Below are 20,315 nucleotides of genomic sequence, written 5' to 3' on the forward strand. Positions count from 1 at the left end.
GGAGGGAATAATGCCCTGCCTGTTAGAAATGAGAAATATCACTAAACAATTCGGCGTAGTAAAAGCCGTGGATAATGTCAGCCTGCAATTGGAAGCCGGGCAGGTATTATCCTTGTGTGGTGAAAATGGTTCAGGGAAATCCACGCTGATGAAAGTGCTGTGCGGAATATATCCGCACGGCAGTTATCAGGGCGGGATTTATTTTTCTGGTGATCTTATTACGGCCAAAACCATTCGCGATACCGAACAGAAAGGCATTGCGATTATTCACCAGGAACTGGCGCTGGTGAAACAGATGACGGTGCTGGAGAACATGTTTCTTGGCAACGAGTGGGGCCGCTTTGGGCTGATGGATTACGACAACATGTACCTGCGCTGCCAGCGCATGCTGGCGCAGGTCAAACTGGAGGTGGATCCGCATACCCGCGTCGGTGAACTGGGGCTCGGCCAGCAGCAACTGGTGGAGATCGCCAAAGCGTTAAACAAGCAGGTGCGCCTGCTGGTGCTGGATGAACCTACCGCCTCACTGACGGAGAGTGAAACCGCCACACTTTTGGCGATCATCACCGATCTGCGCGATCACGGCATTGCCTGCATCTATATTTCGCACAAATTGAACGAGGTGAAAGCGATCTCGGACCTGATCTGCGTGATCCGCGACGGCAAGCACATCGGCACCCGGCCAGCGGCGGGCATGAGCGAAGACGATATTATCGCCATGATGGTAGGGCGTGAACTGACCGAGCTGTATCCGCAGGAGCAGCACGCTATCGGTGAGGTGATCCTACAGGTGGAAAACCTCACCGCCTGGCACCCGGTTAACCGGCATATTCGCCGGGTGGACGATGTTTCCTTCACTCTGCGGCGCGGCGAGATCCTCGGCGTGGCCGGGCTGGTGGGGTCCGGGCGCACCGAAACCATGCAGTGCCTGTTCGGCGCTTATGCCGGGCGCTGGCAGGGCAGCATCAGTATTGACGGGCAGCCCGCCACCATCACTACCTGCCGACAGGCAATGCAGTATGGCATCGCCATGGTGCCGGAAGATCGCAAGCGCGACGGCATTGTGCCGGTAATGAGCGTTGGCTCGAACATGACGCTGGCGGCGCTGAGCGATTTCAGCGGTTTGCTGACTGTGCTGGATAGCGCGCAGGAGCAGGCGACCATTCAGCAATCGCTGGCGCGGTTGAAGGTGAAAACCTCTTCGCCGGAGCTGGCGATTGGCCGGTTGAGCGGCGGCAACCAGCAGAAAGCGATTCTGGCGAAGTGCCTGCTGCTGAACCCGAAAATCCTGATCCTGGATGAACCCACACGCGGTATCGATATCGGTGCCAAACATGAAATCTACAAACTCATCAACCAACTGGTGCAGCAAGGGATCGCGGTGATTGTGGTGTCTTCCGAACTGCCGGAAGTGCTGGGGCTGAGCGATCGGGTGCTGGTGATGCATCAGGGGCGCATCAAAGCCGATTTGGTCAACCGTGGTCTGACCCAGGAACAGGTAATGGAAGCGGCACTGAGGAGTGAAACCCATGTTGAAAAGCACGCAATCTGAAGCAAACCTGCCGCCATTGGCGCAGAAAAAGCCGTTATCGGGGCTAAAATCCGTCAACTTGCAGGTGTTCGTGATGCTGGCGGCGATCGTTGTCATCATGCTGTTCTTTACCTTTACCACCGAAGGGGCCTATCTCAGCGCGCGCAATATCTCCAACCTGCTGCGCCAGACGGCGATCACCGGCATTTTGGCGGTGGGCATGGTGTTTGTGATTATTTCGGCGGAGATCGACCTTTCCGTGGGTTCCATGATGGGCTTGCTGGGCGGCGCGGCGGCGATATTCGACGTCTGGCTCGGCTGGCCGCTGCCGTTGACCATTGTGGTGACGCTGCTGGCGGGGCTGTTGCTCGGGGCCTGGAACGGCTGGTGGGTGGCGTATCGCAAGGTGCCTTCGTTTATCGTCACGCTGGCGGGCATGTTGGCGTTTCGCGGCATTCTGATCGGCATTACCAACGGCACCACCGTGGCCCCGACCAGCAATGCCATGTCGCAGATTGGCCAGAGCTACCTGCCGAACGGGCTGGGTTTTGGCATCGGTGCCGTTGGCCTGATGCTGTTCGTGGCCTGGCAGTGGCGGCAGCGCAGCAAGCGTGCCCTGCTTGGCTTGCCGGTGGCGGCACCGAGCGGGGACGTTACCCGGCAAAGTATTCTGGCGATTCTGGTGCTGGGCGCTATCTATTTGCTGAATGATTACCGTGGCGTACCGACGCCGGTGTTGATCCTCACCGCGCTGATGCTGGCGGGGATTTTTATGGCGACGCGCACCGCTTTTGGCCGCCGTATCTATGCGATCGGCGGTAACATCGATGCTGCGCGGCTTTCCGGGGTGAACGTGGAGCGCACCAAGCTGGCGGTGTTTGCCATCAACGGCCTGATGGTGGCGATTGCCGGGCTGATCCTCAGTTCGCGCCTGGGGGCGGGTTCACCTTCGGCGGGGAACATTGCCGAACTGGATGCCATCGCCGCCTGCGTGATCGGCGGCACCAGCCTGGCTGGCGGCGTTGGCAGCGTAGCCGGGGCGGTGATGGGGGCGTTTATCATGGCGTCGCTGGATAACGGCATGAGCATGCTGGACGTGCCGACCTTCTGGCAGTACATCGTCAAAGGTGCCATCTTGCTGCTGGCGGTGTGGATGGATTCCGCCACCAAGCGCCGGGTGTAACCATTCAGGGGATCTTGGCGGCGAAGCAACATTCACAAAGGCAGGAGGATCCCCATGTTCGAAAAGCGCTACCGTATTACCTTGCTGTTCAACGCCAATAAAGTGTACGACCGCCAGGTGGTGGAAGGCGTTGGCGAGTATTTACAGGCGTCGCAAAGTGATTGGGACATCTTTATTGAAGAGGATTTCCGCTGCCGTATCGATAACATCCGAGACTGGCTGGGGGATGGTGTGATCGCCGATTTCGACGACCGGAACATTGAGCAACTGTTGCATAACGTCAACGTACCGATTGTCGGCGTCGGCGGTTCCTACCACCGCGAAGAAGATTACCCGCCGGTGCATTACATCGCCACCGATAACCACGCGCTGGTGGAGGCGGCGTTTATGCACCTGAAGGAAAAGGGGCTGAACCGTTTTGCGTTTTATGGCCTGCCGGTGGAAGGCGGCAAGCGTTGGGCGCAGGAGCGCGAACAGGCCTTCCGCCAACTGGTGGCCGAGGAGCAGTATCAGGGTGTGGTGTACCAAGGGATGGCCACCGCGCCGGAAAACTGGCAATACGCGCAAAACCGCCTGGCGGATTGGATACAGACGCTGCCGCAGCAGACCGGGATTATTGCCGTGACCGACGCGCGGGCGCGCCACCTGTTGCAGGTGTGCGAGCACCTGGATATCCCGGTGCCAGAAAAGCTGTGCGTGATCGGTATCGATAACGAAGAGTTAACCCGCTATCTTTCGCGCGTTGCACTATCTTCGGTGGCGCAGGGCACGCGCCAGATGGGCTATCGCGCCGCCAAGCTGCTGCACCAGTTGCTCGATCGGCGCGAGCTACCGCTGCAACGCATTCTGGTGCCACCGGTGAAGGTGATCGAGCGTCGCTCCACCGATTTCCGCTCGCTGCGCGACCCGGCGGTGATTCAGGCCATGCATTACATTCGCCACCACGCCTGCAAAGGGATCAAGGTGGAACAGGTGCTGGACGCGATCGGCATGTCCCGCTCCAACCTGGAAAAACGCTTTAAAGACGAAACCGGCCAGACCATTCATAACGTGATCCATGAAGAAAAACTCGATCGCGCCCGTAACCTGCTCACCGCCACGTCGCTGCCGATCAATGAGATTTCGCAGATGTGCGGCTACCCGTCGCTACAGTACTTCTATTCGGTGTTTAAGAAAGGCTATGACATGACGCCAAAAGAGCATCGCGATCGCTATGGTGAAGTGGGGTATTGAGACCTTTAAAACTGCTTATTGGGAAGGTGAACAGTTTGCTAACGTCGATAGGCAATACGGTAGGGGGACGCGTTTACTTTGCTGAATATGCAGGCATGACTAAGGGTTTAAAAACAGAAAGCGCGGTAACAGTCTTCGCTCCCGGCGTCAGGCCAGAAAGCGCTAGCTGTGCCGCGCCCAGTTAGCAGCAGTGTTTAGCGTTTATGCAGGCACTGCTTGTTGTGGTACTTGCCAGTTTTCGTGATAGATATGCTCAGCCTGTTCCTGCGTGGCGGCATAATCGCCAGTGAGGCGGTAGGCAACCGTGAAGGCAAAATCAAACGCAGCCCCCGGCCCTTTGCCACTGATCAGGTTACCGTCTTCAACCACTCTTTCAGCCACATAGGTGCCATCTGCCACGCTACGATGCAGTTCACCGGAGCAGACATAACGGCGCCCTTGCAGCAACCGGTTAACGGCCAGCACGCGAGCAGCAGCGGAACACAGTGGGCAAATCAACTTTGCGGCTTCATCGTGACGGCGGATAAACTCCACGGCCATTGAATTATCCGCCATGTTGGCAGTTGCCTGCGGCCCACCGGGGATTACCACGGCGTCGTACATGACATCCATACGGCGTTCCAACAGAGCATCGGCGAACATACGCATCTTGTTATAGCTGCGGAGTTCCAGCCGATCCTGACAGGACAGCAGTTCCACATCAATCTTCAGACGACGCAATACGTCGATCACAATAACCGCCTCAGCCTCTTCAAATCCTTCGCTTAGCAGGACGGCAACTTTCTTGGTCATAGCATCTCCAGCAATGGACGGGTGAATAACCCGGGCCGTAACAGGTTAGCAGATAAGCGGAGAAAATCTTGGCCGGTAGGCCAAGTGTAAGAAGAGGATCGCGGAAACACGATTTCGCGCTTAGCACCAGGGGGGATTCGCGCTATAATCCGCCACTTGCTTCCGTTTTAGAGGAAGATCATCGTCCCCGGTGGGGCGGCTGGACTTCAAATCCAGTTGGGGCCGCCAGCGGTCCTGGGCAGGTTCGACTCCTGTGATCTTCCGCCATTCGATGTCTCTCAAACTCTCCTGAATTCAACTAAAACCCCGTGTATACTGGCTTTAAGCCATAATTCTGTCTACAGAGTTCAACCGAACTCAACCCACATCAAGTGATATCTGGGGGTCCTTTAGGGGGTTAAAAAATGTATGCTATTTTTTGGCACCCCCGTAGGCATGTTGTAACCCCTTTTTATCTGGTTTGGCAGCACCTCGCTTGAGGCCACTGCCCATATCTATCAATGGAGATGCTATGCCACTAACGGACATAAAAGTGAAAACGGCCAAGCCCATGGAGAAAGCCTACAAGTTGGCTGACGGCGGTGGCATGTATCTGTTGGTCAAACCTAATGGCTCAAAGTACTGGCGCTTGAAGTACCGCTTTGCTGGTAAAGAGAAGATGCTTTCTATCGGTGTGTATCCCGATGTCTCATTGGCTGATGCGCGAGAGAAAAGAAAGGAAGCACGTAAAACGTTAGCTTCTGGTGGCGATCCTGGTGAAGTGAAGAAGGCCGAAAAGCTGTCGCAAAAGCTTTCTATCGCAAACACCTTTGAAGCCATCGCTCGCGAGTGGCATCAGCATAAGGCCGACCGCTGGTCGTTACGTTACCGTGAGGAAATTATCGATACCTTCGAGAAAGACATTTTCCCTCATATCGGCAAACGTCCTATTGCTGAGATCAAGCCGATGGAGTTGCTGGAAACCTTACGGCGAATGGAGAAACGTGGGGCATTGGAGAAAATGCGTAAGGTACGGCAACGCTGCGGGGAGGTATTTCGCTATGCCATAGTTACCGGTCGTGCTGAGTACAATCCGGCCCCCGATTTGGCAACAGCATTGGCTACACCGAAAAAGACGAATTTCCCTTTTCTTAGCGTTGAAGAGTTACCGCACTTCCTCCGAGATCTCGCTGGGTACACAGGTAGCATCATCACCAAAACCGCAACGCAAATCATCATGCTGACAGCGGTCCGTACCCAGGAACTGCGTTTTGCTCGTTGGCAGGATATCGACTTCGAGAAACGGCTTTGGGAGATCCCCCCTGAAGTGATGAAGATGAAGCGACCTCATATCGTTCCGTTGTCTGAGCAGGTAGTGAATTTGTTCTTGTCACTGAAACCTATCACGGGTGCGTATCCATTGGTGTTCATTGGGCGAAATGACCGGACGAAGCCGATTTCAAAGGAAAGTGTTAACCAGGTGATTGAGTTGCTTGGGTATAAGGGAAGGCTGACGGGCCACGGCTTTCGCCACACGATGAGTACGATTTTACATGAGAAGGGCTATAACTCGGCTTGGATTGAGATGCAGCTTGCTCATGTAGATAAGAACGCGATTCGCGGAGCCTACAATCATGCGCAGTATCTGGACGGCAGGCGGGAGATGATGCAGTGGTATGCGGATTATCTTGATGGCCTAGCAAAAGGTGGGATGGTATTTCAGGGAAAATTCGTTATTAAAACAGCATGATAGGAGAACCGACACATGTGTCGGTTCTCCTTGATTCAATTTTTTATTATTCCAAAAAGGTTTGGCGGAAAAGAGCTGACCCCCTGCACGGAGTTTAGCGACCCAAACCTATAAGCTTCGAATCACTCTATAAAAGTCAGTTTCTATAGATGAGCTACTGCATAAATTTTATTTCTTGACGGTCTGTTTTTTTTACTACAAGATAGTCACATCGACTACGCTTTTGTTGCAATACAAGCTCTATAGACAATAGTGTGGTTGTACGACAGGTTGCACCCTGTCGCGATGACATAAATCCCAACGTCGAAATCAGGAGATATCATCTATGGCAGTGTATCAAATTAACTACGATCTGCGTAAGCAGAAAGACTATTCCTCAGTTATCGAGCGTATCAAATCCTACGGCACTTGGTGCTATCCCCTCGAATCCACTTGGATTGTTGTTACCAACCAAACGGCGGTTCAGGTAGGTGATTACCTCAAAGCAGTAATGGACAACGATGATGGGCTTTTGGTAGTCCGTTTGCAGGGAGAAGCTGCATGGTATGGGCTCTCCCATGAAGTAGCTCAATGGATTAAAAACAACCTTTAATCGAAAGTATGCGCCAGGGAAGGCGCGATAATCAGAGGACAATATGTCTACACCCTTAATGAAATTAGGTGATATTGCAGATATCCGTTCAGGCTACACCTTGCGGGAGGCAATAACGCCTGTGCCTGGAGGGGATGTCCGCATCTTGCAGATTAAAGATCTCGATCTGGGTTGGCAGTGGGACCCTGGCGTTTTGCCTTCGATTGCCTGGGAACAACATGCTTTACCACCGCTACTGGAACAAGGCCAGATTGTGGTTGCAGCTAGAGGGAATCGCAATACCGCTGCCGTTTACCGTGGGGATATTCCTGTCGTTGCAACCAATCAATTTCTGGTTATCACGCTTAAAAAGAAAGAGAGTGAATTTGTTCCGGAGTATTTGGGGTGGGCCCTCAATCAACCAATGATTCAACTGCAGTTTCAGCGTAGTGGTTCAAACATCCAGTTGATTACTAAAGCAGCATTAATGCAAGTCTCGATACCAGTACCTACGATAGAAACGCAGCATCAGATCGGCCAGCTTCAACGCATATGGCATCATGAAGACGATCTAATAAAGAAGTTACAGGACAACCGTCGCCAGCTTGAAGTTGGTATTTTGCAAAAATTGCTCAAGGATTAACACGTTATGACCAATATGATCGATCAGGACCGCATCAACCGAGTGCTGTGGGGGGTATGTGACACCTTCCGTGGCACCATTAGCCCTGATACTTACAAAGACTTCATCCTTACCATGCTGTTTCTGAAGTACATCTCGGATGTCTGGCAGGATCATTATGATGAGTATCAATCACAGTATGGCGATGAACCAGAGCTGATTGAAGAGATGATGAAGAACGAACGCTTTGTTCTACCGAAAGATGCTAGCTTTTATGCTCTCTATAAGCGTCGAAGTGAGGCAGGTAACGGTGAACGTATCGATGTAGCTCTACACGCAATTGAAGAAGCTAACGGCACTAAGCTGAAAGATGGTAGCAAAAGCGTGTTCCAAGAAATTTCATTTAATACGAATAAGCTTGGTGATGAAAAACAAAAGAATCTGATTTTGAAGCAGTTACTCGAAGATTTTACTCATCCAGAGCTGAATCTTAAGCCCAGCCGTGTGGGGGGATTAGATGTAATAGGTAACGCTTATGAATATTTGATTGGCAAGTTTGCTGCCAACAGCGGCCAGAAAGCCGGAGAGTACTATACGCCACCTGAAGTGTCAGATCTGCTCGCTGCGTTGCTTGACCCACAGCCAGGGGAATCTATCTGCGACCCAACCTGTGGTTCTGCTTCGCTACTGATGAAGTGTGGTAAGTGGGTAGCTCAAAAGCACCATAGTAAGAACTATGAACTTTACGGGCAGGAAGCCATTGGTTCAACCTGGTCGCTGGCTAAAATGAACATGTTTCTGCATGGCGAGGATAACCATAAAATCGAGTGGGGTGATACGATCCGCAATCCCAAGCTACTCGATAAAAATGCTAATCTGATGCTGTTTGATGTGGTCACAGCTAACCCACCTTTCTCATTGGAGAAATGGGGGATTGATGATGTGGCTGACGATCATTACGGTCGGTTCCGCCGTGGGCTTCCGCCTAAAACCAAGGGTGACTTTGCGTTTATCCTTCATATGATCGAAACCATGAAGCCGAAAACCGGACGTATGGGCGTGGTGGTTCCCCATGGCGTGTTGTTCCGTGGTTCCAGCGAAGGAAAAATTCGGCAGAAGTTGATAGACGAAAATCTTCTCGATGCGGTTATTGGTTTGCCAGAAAAGTTGTTTTTCGGCACAGGTATTCCAGCGGCGATTCTGATCTTTAAAAAGAGTAAAGTGGACGATAACGTATTGTTTATCGATGCCAGTCGTGATTTTCAATCAGGTAAAAATCAAAACCAGCTAAGTTCGGAAAATATTACCAAAATCGTTAAAACCTATCGTGAAGGTGATAATGTCGAAAAATATGCTTATCTTGCCAGTCTGCAGGAGATCCGCGACAACGACTACAACCTGAATATCCCCCGCTATGTCGATACCTTTGAAGAAGAACAGGAAATCGACTTGATGGCGGTCCGTGCCGAGCGTCAGCAACTGCAATCGCAATTGGCTGAACTAGAACTGGAGATGGTGAAATATCTGGGGGAATTGGGTTATGGTGCCTGAGGGATGGAAGAAAGTGCCACTCAAAACTATTGCGGAAGTAAGGTCTGGAGTAGCGAAGGGGAAATCTGGACTGAAAGATCCAATAACAGTTCAATATCTAAGAGTGGCTAATGTTCAAGATGGGCATATAAACCTGAATGATGTGAAGGATATTCAAATTGAACGCCATCAACTTGAGCGTTATTCGCTCAAGTTTGGTGATGTTCTTATGAATGAAGGTGGGGACTTTGATAAATTAGGTAGGGGTGATGTTTGGCAGGCTCAGATTAAGCCATGCTTACATCAAAATCATGTTTTTGCGGTAAGACCAATACCGCAGGAAATGGACTCTTTTTATCTTGCTGCTTTAGCGGCAAGTAGCTACGGGAAAAAATATTTTCTAAGTTGTGCCAAGAGAAGCACTAACCTGGCAAGTATAAACTCTACACAACTAAAAGAATTTCCAGTACTTGTTCCACCACTGCCAGAACAGAAGAAAATCGCCAAAATCCTTTCTGCCTGGGATAAGGCGATTGCAACCTCTGAGCAACTGCTGGCCAATAGCCAGCAGCAGAAAAAAGCCCTGATGCAAAAGTTACTAACTGGCAATAAACGCCTACAGGGTTATAGTGGCGATTGGAAACAGTATCAATTATCTGATATTACCAATGTCATTGTCAGCCCAGTAGATAAAAAATCTGTTGTTGGTGAGGTTCCTGTAGAACTTTGTAACTACACAGATGTTTATTACCATCATGAAATAACGAAAGAAATTAACTTCATGAAGGCAACAGCGAGTAATAATGAAATTGAAAAGTATTCTCTGAAGATTGGTGATGTAATAATTACCAAAGACTCAGAGACTCCAGGCGATATTGCTGTTCCGGCTTTAGTGTCAGAGGAGTTAAATGGTGTCGTATGCGGGTATCACTTAGCAATAGTAAGACCAAATAAATCTGCCGTCTCAGGTGCATTTCTTAACTATCTTTTTTCAATGCCGAAAACACGATACTATTTCTTCACTTTAGCTACAGGGGCAACAAGATTCGGGCTGTCAATAGGGGCAATTAACAAAGCTCAGTTTTCTCTACCAACAGTAGATGAGCAGCAAAAAATTGCCAACCTATTATCTATATCGGATAAAGAAATTAAAGCGCTAAAACAAAAACTTCACTACTTAAAACAAGAAAAAAAAGCCCTGATGCAGCAACTACTCACTGGTAAACGCCGGGTTAAGGTGGACGCTGCATGACTGATAAACACTTACCTCAACCACCAGCAGGTGAATTCCTGCTGTTTCAAAGCGAGGATGGCCGCGCACGCGTTGAGTGTCGCTTTCAGTCAGATACGCTGTGGCTTACTCAGGCATCCATGGCTGAGCTATATGATAAGGATGTACGTACCATCAACGAGCACCTGATCAACATTTTTTCAGAAGGCGAACTTGGTCAAAATTCAACTATCCGGAAATTCCGGATAGTTCGCCAGGAAGGAAAACGTCAGGTTTCCAGAGAGATAGAGCACTACAGCCTCGAAGCCATATTGGCCGTTGGCTATCGTGTTCGCTCAGTTCGGGGGACTCAGTTCCGTCAGTGGGCAACGCAAACCCTGCAGGAATACCTGATTAAAGGGTTTGTGATGGATGATGAGCGGTTGAAGAATCCGCCCGTCGGCTCTTCTGTGGTTCCCGACTACTTTGACGAGATGCTGGAACGCATCCGCGATATTCGTGCCAGCGAGCGGAGAGTCTATCTGCGGGTACGGGAAATTTTCGCGCTGGCCGCTGACTACCAGCCGTCTCTGAAAGAGACCACGCTTTTCTTTCAGACAATCCAGAACAAGTTGCACTTTGCCTGCACCGGGCATACAGCCGCTGAGCTGATCCATCAGCGGGCAGATGCCAGCCAACCTCATATGGGGCTCACCAGCTATAAAGGCAGTGACGTGCGAAAAGGCGATGTCACCGTCGCTAAAAACTACCTGATCCAGAAAGAGGTCAGTGAGCTGAACCGTGTGGTGAATATGTGGCTGGACTATGCCGAAGATCAAGCACTGCGTCGCCAGCAGGTCTTTTTGCAGGACTTGCAGGAGAAGCTGGATCAGTTCCTGCAGTTCAATGACCGTAATGTGCTACAGGGAGCGGGCACTGTTAGTAAGAAAATGGCAGATGAAAAAGCTCAGGGTGAATATGCACGATTTGCAGAGCAGCGACGTTTGTTAAAAGAGGCCGAGGGTGAAAAGGATATTACCGAGCTACTGCACTGGAAAGCCGATAAAGATAAGGGAACATCATGAGCATGCAAATCGCGCCAAAATTCCAGGAAGAGTACAGCGCCAAGCTCCCGGCGCTGGCTCTCTTGAGCAATTTAGGCTGGGCATATATTTCACCTCAGCAAGCCTTGTCTGCGCGAGTAGGCAAGGCAGATCAGGTGGTCTTAAACCAGATTTTGCGTGAACAGTTAGCCAAGAGAACGTTTATCTTTGCCGGTAAAGAGCATGCCATTTCTGAAAAAGCGATTGATAGCTTGGTTGCCGAAGTTAACAGTCCGGCATTAAACCAGGGATTAATTACCGCCAATGAACACTTGTACAACCACCTGTTGTACGGCATCTCAGTGACGGAGTTTATCGATGGCAAGCGGGCGAACCCAACAATCTCGTTGATCGACTGGAACAACCCGCATAACAACAGCTTTGTTTTCACCGAAGAGTTCAGCGTGACACGCGCTAACGGCATTGAGGCACGCAGGCCCGATATTGTCTGCTTTGTGAATGGTATTCCGCTGGTCGTTATCGAGGCTAAGCGCCCGGACGGCAATGCTAAAAAAGGGCCGACTATTGACGAGGGGATCTCTCAAAGTCTGCGAAACCAGCGTCATGATGAAATTCCACGACTGTTTGCCTATAGCCAGATCTTATTGTCGATAAACGGCCATAATGGACGTTACGGGACTTGCGGAACACCGACCAAATTTTGGGCTACATGGCGGGAAGAAGATATCTCCGATCTGGAGATGCTTGCCATCAAAAATCGCAAGCTCACAGCACAGCAGATTGATTCAATCTTCAGCCACCGTCCGGGTACATGCCTGGAATGGTATCAAAATCTGACAATAGCGGGCGATTTGGCTATAACGGGCCAGGACCAGCTGCTTATCAGTCTGCTGTTACCCGAGCGCCTGCTGGATATGGCTCGCTTCTTCACGCTGTTTGATAAGAGAGCCGGTAAGGTCATTGCCCGATATCAGCAGGTATTCAGTATCAAACGGCTGCTACAGCGTATTGAAACGAAGAACCCTGATGGCAGTCGCAACGGTGGGGTTATCTGGCATACCACCGGTTCGGGTAAGTCACTGACGATGGTTTTCCTGAGCAAAGCGCTGATTCTGAGTGAAAATCTCAAGCAGTGCCGCATCGTCGTGGTGACCGATCGCGTCGATTTGGAAAACCAGCTCAGTCGCACCTTTATCTCAACCGGGGAACTGGCCGGTAAAAGGGATAAAGCGGATGCCATTGCCACCTCTGGCAAACGCCTGGCCGAACAGATTGGCAAGGGTACTGAGCGCATTCTCTTCTCGCTGATTCAGAAATTTAATACCGCCACCCGCCTGCCCGAGTGTGTGAATACCAGTCCCGATATCATTGTGCTGATTGATGAAGGTCACCGCAGTCACGGCGGCGAGAGTCATCAACGCATGAAGCTGGCTCTACCCAACGCGGCCTTTGTTGCTTTCACCGGTACACCGTTGCTGAAAGATGATAAGACCACGAATAAATTTGGCCCCATCGTTCATGCTTACACCATGCAGCGTGCGGTGGAGGACAAGACCGTTACCCCGCTTCTTTACGAAGAGCGCCCGCCCGAGCTGAACGTGAATGAACGAGCGATAGATAGCTGGTTTGACCGTATCACCGAGGGGTTAACGGATAAACAAAAAGCCGATTTGAAGCGTAAGTTTGCTAATAAAGGGCAGGTTTATAATGCTGACGATCGCATCCACCTTATTGCACTGGATATCGCCAACCATTTTGTCAAAAACATCGATGATGGCTTGAAAGGGCAACTCGCCTGTGACAGCAAAGCAGCAGCAATCAAATACAAAAAGTATCTTGATGACGCCGGGCTGTTTGAGTCTGCCGTGGTGATCAGTTCGCCTGACACGCGGGAAGGGAATACCGAGGTGGATGAATCTGGTATCCCTGATGTGACCAAATGGTGGAAAGATAACGTCGGCTCTCAGGATGAGCAGGTTTATACGCGCAATGTCATCGAACGTTTTGATAAAGATGATTCGCTGAAGCTACTGATTGTGGTCGATAAGTTACTTACCGGCTTTGATGAACCCAAAAATGCCGTGCTTTACATCGATAAGCCTCTTAAAGGGCATAACCTGATCCAGGCAATAGCCCGTGTTAATCGCCTCCATCCTAAGAAAAAATTTGGTCTATTAATCGATTATCGGGGCATACTCAAAGAGCTGGATACCACCATTGAGGATTACCAAAAGTTGGCATCCCGCACGCAGGGCGGTTTTGATATTGACGATCTGTTGGGGCTGTACGGCCAGATGAGTACGGAGTACAAGCGCCTTCCCCAGCTGTATAAAAATTTGTGGGCGATTTTCGCGGGTGTAAAAAACAAAAACGATATTGAGCAGCTGCGTCAGGTATTGGTGCCGCGCACGGAAGAAAAGTACGGCGAACTGGTTGATGTTCATCTTAAAGTCCGTGAAGACTTTTATGAGGCTCTCACACAATTTGCCAGCTGCCTGAAAGTGGCGTTGCAGTCGGCTACCTTCTTTGAGGATAAGAGTTTCAGCGAAGAAGATCGTCAACACTATAAAGAGACTTTGAGGCAATTTACCAGCCTGCGTCAGTTGGTGAAGCAGGATGCCGGTGAGACAGTAGATTATGATCAGTACACTGAACAGGTTAAAAAGCTGCTGGATAAACACGTTGTTGGCGTAGAAGTCCGCGAGCCTGATGGCGTGTATGAAGTCAGCAAAATGGGACAGCGGCCCGAAGAGTGGAGCGAGGATAAAACCCGCAACGAAACGGATATTATCAAAACCCGTGTAACCCGCATGATTGAGCAGGATTTACGTGATGATCCTTATGCCCAGGAAGCCTTCTCGAAGTTACTGCGTCTGGCTATTGAAGAGGCGGAAAAACTGTTTGACCATCCTCTCAAGCAGTACATGCTATTTCGTGAGTTTGAGGAACAAGTACAGGATCGGCGGCTCTATGAAATACCCGATGTGTTTGCCGGTAATCACCATGCGCAGGCTTACTTCGGCGTGTACAAAAAAGTGCTGCCGGAGGTTTTTGCCGTTACCGATTCTCAGGTCATCGATAAATGGGTGAAGCTTGCTTTTGAAGTAGACCAGGCTGTTGATATCTCTGTGGCTGAGAACTCGATCAATCCGCAAAATATCGAGGCTGATATCCGCAAGAAGCTTCTACCGATGATGTTTAAAGAGTGTAAGGCAATCGGTGGCGGAATGGATCAGGCGAAAAAGATCGTGGAAATGATTGTCCAGATTACCCGTGTAGGGCTGAGCGGAGTGTAAATCGTGGCCGAAAGAGCAATGAGCTTTATTTACGGTGATGAGCGAATTACCTTCGAGCGTAAACCCCGACCGTTGGTGAATGGGCGCATTCTGATAAAAGTTCACCCTGACTGCCGGGTTGTGGTATCCGCGCCGCAGGATACCGATGACCAACAGGTTCTGAATGCTGTTGAAAAGCGTGGGCGTTGGATCTATCAGCAGCTGAGGGATTTCCGTAAGCAGCTGGAATATATCACGCCACGGCAGTATATCAGTGGCGAGAGTCACTATTACCTGGGCAAACAGTACATGCTTAAGGTGATAGTTGCTCCCTCTGACGCTCTGGGCGTAAAAATGTTGCGCGGCAAGCTGGAAGTAACTTTACGTCATAAGAGCACTGAAAAGGTCCTGCAGTTGTTGACTGACTGGTATAAGGCCCGTGCACGAGAAGTATTCACCAGAAGGCTGAGCGCTATGCTTGAGCAAGCGTTATGGGTCAGTGACTCACCACCATTGCGCATTCTTACCATGCAGACTCAGTGGGGAAGTTGTTCCCCCAATGGAAGGGTGACTCTGAACCTCAATCTGGTAAAGGCCCCGCGTGAGTGCATCGATTACGTTATCTTGCATGAGCTGTGCCATCTGGCCGAGCATAATCACAGTGAACGCTTCTACCGGCTAATGGGGCAGGTAATGCCGGAGTGGGAGAAGACCAAGAAGCGATTGGATGGGATGGCGGGGATGATATTTTCTGATTTATGATGTGGGGAGTGATATTTTCCCCTAGCCGGTAAAATTGATAACAATGGTGTACATACCCACTTCCCATCGCGAGATGGAAGTGTGCCAGAGTTGCTTAGCAACCAACTAATTTATAGATGATCGATTTAACAATCGATTCACCAAAAACTTTATCAGGGATGTTTCTATGGCCGTTCCGACTTATGATAAATTTATTGAACCTGTACTCCGCTTCCTGGCTGGTAAACCTGATGGCGTTCCGGCTCGCGATGCGCACGAAGCTGCCGCTGACGCACTTAATCTTGATGATAATCAGCGAGCTGAAGTGATTGCCAGCGGTCAGTTAGTTTATAAAAATCGGGCTGGCTGGGCACACGATCGTCTGAAGCGTGCAGGGTTATCGCAAAGCTTATCCAGAGGTAAGTGGTGCTTAACGCCAGAAGGGGTTAATTGGGTACAAGCCCATTCCCAGCCACTGACTGAAGAGGAAGTAAACCATCTGGCGTTTGATTTCATGAACGTTAAGTTAAAACAGCAGCCAGATGCTGTTGACCTTGATCCAAGACCATCGTTACCGAATCACGAAGAGTTAGCAAAAAGTAGCCCGGACGATCGTCTTGATCAGGCGCTAAAAGAGCTCCGTGACTCTGTTGCTGATGAGCTGCTGGAAAATCTGTTGCAAGTTTCCCCGGCACGTTTTGAGGTTATCGTTCTGGATGTTTTGCATCGTCTGGGCTATGGCGGGCACCGGGATGACCTACAACGCGTGGGAGGCACCGGAGATGGCGGTATAGATGGCATTATTTCGCTTGATAAACTTGGCTTGGAAAAGGTTTATGTGCAGGCCAAACGTTGGCAGAACACGGTTGGCCGCCCGGAACTTCAGGCGTTTTATGGCGCGCTGGCTGGTCAAAAAGCCAAGCGTGGAGTGTTTATCACAACCTCCGGTTTTACTTCGCAGGCAAGAGATTTTTCCCATTCCGTCGAGGGTATGGTACTGGTTGATGGTGAGCGTTTGGTTCATTTGATGATTGAAAACGAAGTCGGCGTTTCCTCCCGTTTGGTTAAAGTCCCTAGGTTGGACATGGATTACTTTGAGTAATGAGTGAATCCGAGCCGGAGCGACAGCTCCGGTGATTTGTTTGGATAGGTTTTCTATAAGTGCTCGTCTTTGTGCTTCTGAGTGCCCGACTCAAGTTGAAAGCCTCTAGGATAAGCTTTGACCCTTTGCATACTGCTATGTGTCTACCAGCCGCTGTAATTGGTTAGTTCGTATGTCTAAGGTGAATTCAGTTTGTTAATCGTCAGTCTCAACGACATTCTGTTTCTGCATCTTTTTATCCGCTTTAGCAAGAGACCTCATGCGCAAACGAATGACCTAGGTTGAATGTCGCAACTATTATCAGGCATGGCGCTATAGCGGCATGACGAAAACGGATTATGGTGCGTCTGCACCATATTGATATCAAAATGTACGGAAGCTTCTGGCGCGCTATCGCCGCTGATACTCCGGAGCCGATATACCTCCAGTACCTTGATGACGTCATCAATGCCTTTACAGAGCCAGCTCCACCGGAAACAGCGCCTTGAATTCTGTTTCCAGGGTTGCCAGATGCAGATTGATATACGCTCGTGACATGGCCGACCATTCTTCCTGGCTGTCCTCATAAGCTATTAATGACGCGATTTCAGCAACAAAATGGGCTTCAAGGGCATGTCGTTCTGCCTGTTTGAGTTGCGCAAGGCTGGAGGCAAACCGACGAATACTGGTTACTTTTAAATTAATATCGTCCAGTTTCTTTTTTCGTTTTTCCATCAGCCGTTTGCGATTCAGCCCACACAGACTGATGGTCGTTTTTGCCCTCTCATCCAACGGTGTAAGAAAAGGATAACCCAATTGTGTAAAAATCCATTTTAAATGCCTGACAGGATTATCTTTGCACGGGTTCAGAAGCAAGGGTTGTTCAAGCTTTAATTGATGGCTGGGCCTGGTACACCGCACAGAGCCGTGCACTACCGGAAAATGATTCTGCTTCCCGCTTAATTGTTTTTCTGTTTCCAGATGAACCTGATTATCTGACGTAATGGTGTAATGCAGCTTTTTACGATGACTGTTACAGTCGCTGCAGCTGGGTAATAAATTATCCCAGTCAGCCGCAAGCCACCAGTATCCGGGGTGTTTCGAAGAGCCGGTAACACCGCCTTTAGGACGATAGTGTTCAACGGCCATCGGCTGAGAGGCCGAGTAATCGGTTTCACAGTAGGCACATTTGTTGTGAAAGAGGGTATCTAACGCTTCAACAACATCAGGCGCTTTATAGACAGCAAAAGGGTAAACCGGTGTATCAGACTTCTTCTGGCGATAGTAGGCTTTTGCTTTTTTTAACTCTGTCGCAGCAGCCGACTGGCTTCCTCTCAACGATGCCGGCTTTTTAACAAGATGCTTTTCAACAAAAATCATCGCTGCGCCTCCTGCAACCTTTTGACAATCATTCTTACCGCATCTTCATGAAGTTTCTCGCGTTCCAGAGGAGTCTGGCGTGCCTGTTCGACATAGCGGGCAATACCTTCTGCAATAGCGCGTTGCGCCGGATTTCCTGACAATGCCCGGTATTGGCTCAGTTCTCGTTCTATATCATGGATTAATTTCTGTTGTCCGGACGTTCGTTGTATTGTGTGCTGCTCGTAACGATTGAGCAAATTTTCAAGCGTACCGTCCAGAGTGCTCAATAGTCCGAAATAGTCAGAGGTTAACAGTTGTTCAATGTCCATACCCTGCACAAGAGGCAACTCACTCAATTCGACGACCTGCTGACTAGGATCCCGGAAAAGTACGCGTACTTCATGCTGGGTCAGACCTCGAAGGCACAGAGGATCATGTGTGGAAAAAATGAATTGAACACCTGGCATCGCCCGGCGTAATGCCGACACGACCTGAATCTTCCACCGAGGATGAAGATGTGTTTCAATTTCATCAATCAGTACGACCCCACGCGCAGACTCAAGGCTTCCCCAGTAATGGGTCATTCTGAACATTATATCGAGGCTCATGGCAAACAAGGACTGGTACCCGTCGCTCATCTTGCTTAGCGGCGTATCACGGCCATGAGCGCGAACCAGAATATTGCGATGAATGTCCCGTAGGAGAAACTCCCCCTGTTCTAGTGACAGGATTTCTTTCATCGCACGGGCAATAGAGGCAAAGAATTCATCATCTTTGTCCGCTAATTCGCTCGTCACATCCCGTAGCAGAGCTGTGGGATAAAACAGTGACTTCCCTACGGCAGTGCCTCGGGTTCGTTCACAGAAATACCGGCGTGCGCCGTAAGCGAGAACCATGAAGTCAGGCCAGCCATTGTCAGCAAACACGAGCCCTTCATCTGAAATCGTCAACATGCGCGTATCCCCTCCCTCCAGGTTGAGAGTAATACTGGCAGGTTTCATGTGACTACGTTGCCAGCCTTCTCGATCGCGTTGCAGGTAATTTTCGTAATCCAGACGCAATCGATTCCGTTGCTGTCGACTCATCAGGGCCAGGCAAATTCCCTGTAAAATACTGCTTTTCCCAGTGGAGTTTTCTCCTACTAATGCCACACAGGGGGCTAAGTCTTTTGGCGATCTAATATTGGTAAAATCAAGAGTAAGATCTTCAAAAATCTTGAAATTTTGTAGTCTGATACCAGTTACGAACTGTGAGGCCAGACTACGACGCTTCTCCTTATTCGCCACGTTCGCCCAGTCTATTTTTTGCTCTGTCTCAGGAAGAGGGTAGGAAAAGTCAGACCAGAGGCGCATAAGTTCGTCGGTCGACAATGAAGAGTCCAGTACAGCGTCAAAGGCTCGGGTAAATGTCGGAAGTGGTTTAAAGCGTAGATTTGTGTACTCACCAGCAACGATCCGCAACAGTGTATTGAGAAAAATCATTGTTACACCGGGGCGTTTCGTTTGTATTAAATAATATTCTGACGAACGAGCCTTTATGCTCTGATCAAGTTCAGCGATTATATCCATCATTTCCTTTTCACGCTCATACCGCAGTGGTGCCCGGTTTAGCTGTAAAATTTCAATGGTGGTATGACCTTTCTCCGTGAGAGGTAACAATAAACCATCATGGCGGATACTTAGATGCTCACTGGGGTTATCGGCTGAGGGGTTCAGGAGTAACGTTTTTTCGGTTCTCTGCGCCTCTGACCAGGTACACTGGATCTGAGCCGGATGTCCACGCAGGGGAAACCAGTTTGATTTTGCCCGATTACATTCCCTACAGACCAACAACAGATTTTGCCATTGATAGGCGAACCATCCGTAATAATCGGGGGCTACCTGACGGTCGATACCAAACTGTGCCCCTCCGCGGGGTCGGTAATGTCCAATCTCAGGAGTGTCAATAAGTTGTTCACACCAGGCACAACGTCCCTGAAATTCACGCGTCAACCTCAGGTACACCTCACTGTTATATATTTGTTCAGGATCAAACGGTGGGCGGGAAAGCATTCGTTCTGCGGGTAGTAGTTTGTAGTAATCTGCCAGCTTGTGTCGCTGTTCCCGGATTCTGGACGCTCTTAATGCTTCAGGTGGCACTCTGGATCTGATGATTTTTCTCATGAGGTAATTATCATTAAAAATGACAGGGTAATACACCGCGTGAGAGGTGTAAATCAGGGCTCGTACATCACCCCCGGTTGAACCGCCCCGGTAATCCTGGCGACTACACTATGAGTTAAAAGGAGATCCTCATGTCATCAAATCGCTAACCACTGGACCCAGTGACAACCCTCCTGGGAGTCTGCATCCACGTCAAGTTTATTTGGTTGACCTCGATGGTATAAAGAGT

Annotated in this window: 15 protein-coding genes and 1 tRNA gene; 13 read left to right on the top strand and 3 right to left on the bottom strand. The window is 49.9% G+C overall.

What is annotated here, in order from left to right; all coding sequences use genetic code 11:
- The first annotated feature begins 10 nt into the window (after positions 1–10).
- From ACX1CU_RS00505 to xylR, 3 genes are read left to right on the top strand one after another with little or no spacing between them, the layout of a single operon-like run.
- Positions 11–1,552, top strand: a complete 1,542-nt coding sequence (locus ACX1CU_RS00505; protein WP_459400729.1) for a xylose ABC transporter ATP-binding protein — start codon at positions 11–13, stop codon at positions 1,550–1,552.
- Positions 1,530–2,714 (top strand): xylose ABC transporter permease XylH, encoded by a 1,185-nt coding sequence (xylH, locus tag ACX1CU_RS00510; RefSeq protein WP_459400730.1) that lies wholly within the window; start codon positions 1,530–1,532, stop codon positions 2,712–2,714. Before ACX1CU_RS00505 ends, xylH begins: the two co-directional genes overlap by 23 nt.
- Before the next feature lie 54 nt (positions 2,715–2,768).
- The gene (gene xylR, locus ACX1CU_RS00515) at positions 2,769–3,947 is read left to right on the top strand and encodes a D-xylose utilization transcriptional activator XylR (RefSeq protein ID WP_459400731.1); all 1,179 of its coding nucleotides are present in this window, start codon (positions 2,769–2,771) and stop codon (positions 3,945–3,947) included.
- A 201-nt stretch (positions 3,948–4,148) separates the two neighbouring features.
- Here xylR and ACX1CU_RS00520 read toward each other — a convergent pair whose 3' ends face one another.
- Complete coding sequence (locus tag ACX1CU_RS00520; RefSeq protein WP_459400732.1) at positions 4,149–4,739, bottom strand: DJ-1/PfpI family protein; 591 nt, start codon at positions 4,737–4,739, stop codon at positions 4,149–4,151.
- A 172-nt stretch (positions 4,740–4,911) separates the two neighbouring features.
- Here ACX1CU_RS00520 and ACX1CU_RS00525 point away from each other — a divergent pair.
- The 10 genes from ACX1CU_RS00525 to ACX1CU_RS00570 all read left to right on the top strand — a co-directional run bounded on the left by ACX1CU_RS00525 (position 4,912) and on the right by ACX1CU_RS00570 (position 16,583).
- Positions 4,912–5,006, top strand: a tRNA-Sec gene (locus tag ACX1CU_RS00525).
- A 244-nt stretch (positions 5,007–5,250) separates the two neighbouring features.
- Positions 5,251–6,468 carry a tyrosine-type recombinase/integrase gene (locus tag ACX1CU_RS00530; protein ID WP_459400733.1) on the top strand — a complete coding sequence of 406 codons (1,218 nt, stop codon included), beginning with the start codon at positions 5,251–5,253 and terminating at the stop codon, positions 6,466–6,468.
- Positions 6,469–6,793: 325 nt separating this feature from the next.
- Positions 6,794–7,060 carry a hypothetical protein gene (locus ACX1CU_RS00535; protein ID WP_459400734.1) on the top strand — a complete coding sequence of 89 codons (267 nt, stop codon included), beginning with the start codon at positions 6,794–6,796 and terminating at the stop codon, positions 7,058–7,060.
- Positions 7,061–7,103: 43 nt separating this feature from the next.
- Positions 7,104–7,682 (top strand): restriction endonuclease subunit S, encoded by a 579-nt coding sequence (locus ACX1CU_RS00540; RefSeq protein WP_459400735.1) that lies wholly within the window; start codon positions 7,104–7,106, stop codon positions 7,680–7,682.
- A gap of 6 nt (positions 7,683–7,688) precedes the next feature.
- Entirely contained in the window at positions 7,689–9,212 is a 1,524-nt protein-coding gene (locus tag ACX1CU_RS00545) for a type I restriction-modification system subunit M (RefSeq protein ID WP_399675943.1), read from the top strand.
- On the top strand, positions 9,202–10,443 hold the full coding sequence (locus ACX1CU_RS00550; protein WP_459400736.1) for a restriction endonuclease subunit S: 1,242 nt from the start codon (positions 9,202–9,204) through the stop codon (positions 10,441–10,443). Before ACX1CU_RS00545 ends, ACX1CU_RS00550 begins: the two co-directional genes overlap by 11 nt.
- Positions 10,440–11,486: a virulence RhuM family protein gene (locus tag ACX1CU_RS00555; protein ID WP_459400737.1), complete on the top strand. Its 1,047-nt coding sequence runs from the start codon at positions 10,440–10,442 to the stop codon at positions 11,484–11,486. Before ACX1CU_RS00550 ends, ACX1CU_RS00555 begins: the two co-directional genes overlap by 4 nt.
- The gene (locus ACX1CU_RS00560; protein ID WP_459400738.1) at positions 11,483–14,761 is read left to right on the top strand and encodes a type I restriction endonuclease subunit R; all 3,279 of its coding nucleotides are present in this window, start codon (positions 11,483–11,485) and stop codon (positions 14,759–14,761) included. The genes ACX1CU_RS00555 and ACX1CU_RS00560 overlap by 4 nt, the downstream gene beginning before the upstream one ends.
- 18 nt (positions 14,762–14,779) lie before the next feature.
- Entirely contained in the window at positions 14,780–15,502 is a 723-nt protein-coding gene (locus ACX1CU_RS00565; protein ID WP_459402901.1) for a M48 family metallopeptidase, read from the top strand.
- Between the two features lie 166 nt (positions 15,503–15,668).
- Positions 15,669–16,583: a restriction endonuclease gene (locus ACX1CU_RS00570; RefSeq protein ID WP_459400739.1), complete on the top strand. Its 915-nt coding sequence runs from the start codon at positions 15,669–15,671 to the stop codon at positions 16,581–16,583.
- Between the two features lie 453 nt (positions 16,584–17,036).
- Here ACX1CU_RS00570 and ACX1CU_RS00575 read toward each other — a convergent pair whose 3' ends face one another.
- Positions 17,037–17,942, bottom strand: a complete 906-nt coding sequence (locus tag ACX1CU_RS00575; protein ID WP_459400740.1) for an HNH endonuclease family protein — start codon at positions 17,940–17,942, stop codon at positions 17,037–17,039.
- Positions 17,939–20,086: an AAA family ATPase gene (locus tag ACX1CU_RS00580; protein WP_459400741.1), complete on the bottom strand. Its 2,148-nt coding sequence runs from the start codon at positions 20,084–20,086 to the stop codon at positions 17,939–17,941. The genes ACX1CU_RS00575 and ACX1CU_RS00580 overlap by 4 nt, the downstream gene beginning before the upstream one ends.
- Between the last annotated feature and the right edge of the window lie 229 nt (positions 20,087–20,315).

The sequence above is a fragment of the Serratia sp. D1N4 genome (assembly GCF_054552755.1).

What these genes read in the sequence shown, in the direction of transcription:
- ACX1CU_RS00505 (WP_459400729.1), top strand. Translation starts at nt 11, where the DNA reads ATGCCCTGCCTGTTAGAAATGAGAAATATCACTAAACAATTCGGCGTA.
- xylH (WP_459400730.1), top strand. Translation starts at nt 1,530, where the DNA reads ATGTTGAAAAGCACGCAATCTGAAGCAAACCTGCCGCCATTGGCGCAG.
- xylR (WP_459400731.1), top strand. Translation starts at nt 2,769, where the DNA reads ATGTTCGAAAAGCGCTACCGTATTACCTTGCTGTTCAACGCCAATAAA.
- ACX1CU_RS00520 (WP_459400732.1), bottom strand. Translation starts at nt 4,739, where the DNA reads ATGACCAAGAAAGTTGCCGTCCTGCTAAGCGAAGGATTTGAAGAGGCT.
- ACX1CU_RS00530 (WP_459400733.1), top strand. Translation starts at nt 5,251, where the DNA reads ATGCCACTAACGGACATAAAAGTGAAAACGGCCAAGCCCATGGAGAAA.
- ACX1CU_RS00535 (WP_459400734.1), top strand. Translation starts at nt 6,794, where the DNA reads ATGGCAGTGTATCAAATTAACTACGATCTGCGTAAGCAGAAAGACTAT.
- ACX1CU_RS00540 (WP_459400735.1), top strand. Translation starts at nt 7,104, where the DNA reads ATGTCTACACCCTTAATGAAATTAGGTGATATTGCAGATATCCGTTCA.
- ACX1CU_RS00545 (WP_399675943.1), top strand. Translation starts at nt 7,689, where the DNA reads ATGACCAATATGATCGATCAGGACCGCATCAACCGAGTGCTGTGGGGG.
- ACX1CU_RS00550 (WP_459400736.1), top strand. Translation starts at nt 9,202, where the DNA reads ATGGTGCCTGAGGGATGGAAGAAAGTGCCACTCAAAACTATTGCGGAA.
- ACX1CU_RS00555 (WP_459400737.1), top strand. Translation starts at nt 10,440, where the DNA reads ATGACTGATAAACACTTACCTCAACCACCAGCAGGTGAATTCCTGCTG.
- ACX1CU_RS00560 (WP_459400738.1), top strand. Translation starts at nt 11,483, where the DNA reads ATGAGCATGCAAATCGCGCCAAAATTCCAGGAAGAGTACAGCGCCAAG.
- ACX1CU_RS00565 (WP_459402901.1), top strand. Translation starts at nt 14,780, where the DNA reads ATGAGCTTTATTTACGGTGATGAGCGAATTACCTTCGAGCGTAAACCC.
- ACX1CU_RS00570 (WP_459400739.1), top strand. Translation starts at nt 15,669, where the DNA reads ATGGCCGTTCCGACTTATGATAAATTTATTGAACCTGTACTCCGCTTC.
- ACX1CU_RS00575 (WP_459400740.1), bottom strand. Translation starts at nt 17,942, where the DNA reads ATGATTTTTGTTGAAAAGCATCTTGTTAAAAAGCCGGCATCGTTGAGA.
- ACX1CU_RS00580 (WP_459400741.1), bottom strand. Translation starts at nt 20,086, where the DNA reads ATGAGAAAAATCATCAGATCCAGAGTGCCACCTGAAGCATTAAGAGCG.